General features: G+C 67.1%; 1 protein-coding gene. It reads right to left on the bottom strand.

Annotated elements, in window-relative coordinates; all coding sequences use genetic code 11:
* The coding region (locus DIE15_RS36610; RefSeq protein WP_148095702.1) for a phosphomannomutase/phosphoglucomutase at window positions 1-1,380 on the bottom strand (1,380 nt) is incomplete at its 3' end.
* Window positions 1,381-1,387 lie beyond the last annotated feature (7 nt).

Below are 1,387 nucleotides of genomic sequence, written 5' to 3'. Positions count from 1 at the left end.
GACGTCCGGCTTCGCGGCCGTCAGCACGCGGCGGAAATCGTCCTGGATGCGCTCGAGCCCTTCCTTGGTCTCCGATTCGAACCGCATCACGACGACCGGCGTCGTGTTCGACGAACGCGCAAGGCCGAAGCCATCCGGGTACTCGACGCGCAGGCCGTCGATCGTCACGACTTCCTCTGCGCCGTCGAACTTCGCCTCTTTCTGCAGCTTGTCGATCAGACGGAAGTTCTCGCCTTCGTCGAGCCAGAGCTGCAGTTCGGGCGTGCTCATCGCATCCGGCAGCGCATTGAGCACCGCGCTCGGATCGGCCGTCTTCGCGAGGATCTCGAGCAGGCGCGCGCCCGTGTAGAGACCGTCGTCGAAGCCGTACCAGCGGTCCTTGAAGAACACGTGGCCGCTCATCTCGCCCGCGAGCGGTGCGCCCGTCTCGCGCAGCTTCGCCTTCACCAGCGAATGGCCCGTCTTCCACATCAGCGGCTCGCCGCCCTTCGCCTTCACCCACTGCGCGAGATGGCGCGTGCACTTCACGTCGTAGATGATCTGCGCACCCGGGTTGCGCGACAGCACTTCCTCCGCGAACAGCATCAGCTGGCGGTCCGGGAAAATGATCTGGCCGTCCTTCGTGACGACGCCCAGGCGGTCGCCGTCGCCGTCGAACGCGAAGCCGAGTTCGGCGTCGGTATCCTTCAGCGCCTGGATCACGTCCTGCAGGTTTTCCGGGTGGGCGGGATCGGGGTGGTGATTCGGGAACGTGCCGTCGATGTCGGTGAAGCGCTCGACGAGTTCGCAGCCGAGCGCCTTGAACAGGCGCGTCGCGAGCGGGCCCGCGACACCGTTGCCGGCGTCGACGACGAGCTTCAGCGGGCGCGCGAGCTTCACGTCGCCGACGATGCGCGCGATGTACTGGTCCGCGACGTCGAACTGCTCGAACGTGCCGTTGCCCGTTTCGAAGCGCTCGTCGACGATGCGACGGTACAGCGCCTGGATCTGCTCGCCGTAGATCGCGGCGCCGCGCAGCACCATCTTGAAGCCGTTGTAGTCGGGCGGGTTGTGGCTGCCCGTGACGACGATGCACGAATCGACGCGGCGCTCGCCGCCCTTCAGTGCCAGCGGCACGCTCGCCGCGAAATAGCCGACCGGCGTGGGCACCATGCCGACGTCGACGACATCGACACCCGCCGCACGCAGGCCATCGGCGAGCGCACCGACGAGCTCGGGCCCCGACAGGCGGCCGTCGCGCGCGACGACGACCGCGTCGCCGCCCTGTGCGCGCACTTCGCTGCCGAATGCCCGGCCGATCCCGCGCGCCGTATCGGCGTCGAGCGTCTTGCCGACCACACCGCGAATGTCATATGCCTTGAAGATGGATTGGGAGATCATCGATTCT

Source organism: Burkholderia sp. Bp9031 (genome assembly GCF_003857965.1).
Taxonomy (GTDB): Bacteria; Pseudomonadota; Gammaproteobacteria; order Burkholderiales; family Burkholderiaceae; genus Burkholderia; species Burkholderia ambifaria_A.
This window is presented reverse-complemented; position numbering and strand designations above follow the sequence as displayed.